Here is a 2,233-nt window from a genome sequence, read left to right on the forward strand (position 1 = left end):
CCATCTGCCTTGTAGTCATTGATGTGAATATCGTTTATCCGCATTCCCAGGTGCAGCATACGGGACAAGCCGCCTTTGCCAATAACCACATCATTCAGGGCGTGCCCCAAAAATCGTTTATTCCCCTTGCTCATCACCGAACCGGAAATAACTGTCCGCTCCACAATCTGATATTCACCCTTCAGCAGGCTATCCAGTCTGGTCTCCAGCTCGGAAAGCTCTATATCGGCCAAGAAACCCACCCGGCCAATATTTATGCCACATGCCGGTATTTTGTTGTCGTAAAGGCGTCGGCAAACCCCCAACAAGGTACCATCGCCGCCAATACTCAGTCCCAGATCAATCTGTTCATCCGCCAGTTTATCTACACCGTATTCCTGACAATTAAACATATTGGCCTTATCCTTGGACATGACAATGCGAACATCCTTGTCAGCAAAATATTGGTGTATCCGCTCCATCACCTCAGCGGACTCAGCCTTGTTTATATTGGGATAAATAGCTATTGTCTTCATAATCAAATGCCTCTAAGATTATTTGTCAAGTTCACTATGAGCCATTTCTACGGTTTTCTCTATAACTTCATCAGTAACATTATCCTCCGCTGCCGCATCCTTGGACAGCCAGATAAGATATTCAATATTTCCTTCCGGGCCTTTCACTGGGGAAAAAGTCAGCTCCCTGGTCACAAAGTTCATTTCCCGGGCCATATCCACCACATTGTGAATGACCTCCATATGTACCTTTGGATCCCGTACTACGCCTTTTTTCCCAACCTTTTCCCTGCCAGCCTCAAACTGAGGCTTTATAAGGGCAACAATCTCTCCGGCAGGCTTAAGCATAGCCTTTACCGCCGGCAAAACCTTTTCCAGGGAAATAAACGCCACATCAATTGACGCCAAATCAATCAGCTCACCAATATCCTCCGGCGTAACATTACGCACATTGGTGCGCTCCATATTTATTACCCGTTCATCAGTCCGCAGGCTCCAATCCAGCTGGCCATAGCCTACATCAATAGCAAATACCTTCACGGCACCATTTTGCAGCATGCAATCGGTAAAACCACCAGTAGATGCCCCAATATCAGCCGTAACCTTGCCGTCCAGCTCCACCATGAATTCATTGATGGCCTTTTCCAGCTTCAGTCCCCCCCGACTGACATATGGAATTTTATTGCCAAGCACCCGGATATCAGCATTGGTCTTTACCATAGTACCAGCCTTATCTATCTTGTTGCCGTCGACCAGCACCAGTCCTGCCATAATGGTGGTCTTGGCCCTGGCCCGGCTTTGAACCAGATTCCGCTCCACCAAAAGCACATCCAGCCGCTCTTTTTTTACCTTTTCCGTATTAGTTTCTGCCATAATTAAAGTTCACCATATTTCTTTGCTATTCCGTCGGCAATTTGCTGTGGCATCAGCCCACACAAATCCAACAGCTCCGGACATGAGCCCTGTTCGATGAAGCTGTCCTGTATGCCGAACCGCATCACCTGAGCAGTATTAAGCCCCTTATCAGCCAAATATTCCAAAACTCCGGATCCGAAACCACCAGCCAGGGCATTTTCCTCCAAAGTTACTACCAGTCGAGCGTCCTTCACCAATGTATCCAGCAAAGCAGTGTCAAGTGGCTTAATAAATCGCATATTCACCACTGTAGTATAAATATTGGCTTCCCGCAGTATTTCTGCCGCCCTAATGGAATGTTTAACCATACTGCCCACCGCCAAAAGCACAACGCTTTTACTTTCCTGGGATATGATTTCTCCCTTGCCAATTTCCAGCTTTTTAAAACCCTCGTCCACCGGCACACCGGTTGCTGATCCCCTTGGATACCGTACCGCTATCGGCCCATTATGCTCCATAGCAGTATATAACATGTTGCGCAGCTCATTTTCATCCTTCGGGGCCATAACCACCAAATTGGGAATGTGACGCAAATAGGAATAATCAAATACCCCATGGTGAGTTGGACCATCCGCTCCAACCAAACCACCCCGGTCCAGACAAATAGTAACCGGCAAATTTTGCAGACAAACATCATGAACAATCTGGTCATAGGCTCGCTGAGCGAAGGTGGAATACAGCGCTACCACCGGTTTACCACCAGCTGCTGCCATTCCAGCCGCCATAGTCATGGCGTGTTCTTCGGCAATACCAACATCAAAAAATCTTTCCGGATACACATTGGAAAAAGCCTTTAGACCAGTCCCGGATGGCATAGCCGCCGT

3 protein-coding genes are annotated in these 2,233 nt (G+C 47.7%); all 3 read right to left on the reverse strand.

The features are described 5' to 3' along the window. The coding region (locus QZV24_RS09720; RefSeq protein ID WP_294523334.1) for an NAD(+)/NADH kinase at positions 1-515 on the reverse strand (515 nt) is incomplete at its 3' end. Positions 516-533: 18 nt separating this feature from the next. After that, a complete protein-coding gene (locus tag QZV24_RS09725) occupies positions 534-1,367 on the reverse strand; it encodes a TlyA family RNA methyltransferase (RefSeq protein ID WP_294523330.1) in 834 nt (277 codons plus the stop codon). Positions 1,368-1,369: 2 nt separating this feature from the next. Further along, a partial coding sequence (locus QZV24_RS09730; protein ID WP_294523332.1) for a transketolase C-terminal domain-containing protein occupies positions 1,370-2,233 on the reverse strand: 864 nt, incomplete at its 5' end.

The organism is uncultured Anaerovibrio sp., assembly GCA_902786545.1.
In the GTDB taxonomy this organism is placed as follows: Bacteria; Bacillota; Negativicutes; order Selenomonadales; family Selenomonadaceae; genus Anaerovibrio.

Coding starts and splice junctions, on each gene's coding strand:
- QZV24_RS09725 (WP_294523330.1), bottom strand. CDS start 1,367: ATGGCAGAAACTAATACGGAAAAGGTAAAAAAAGAGCGGCTGGATGTG.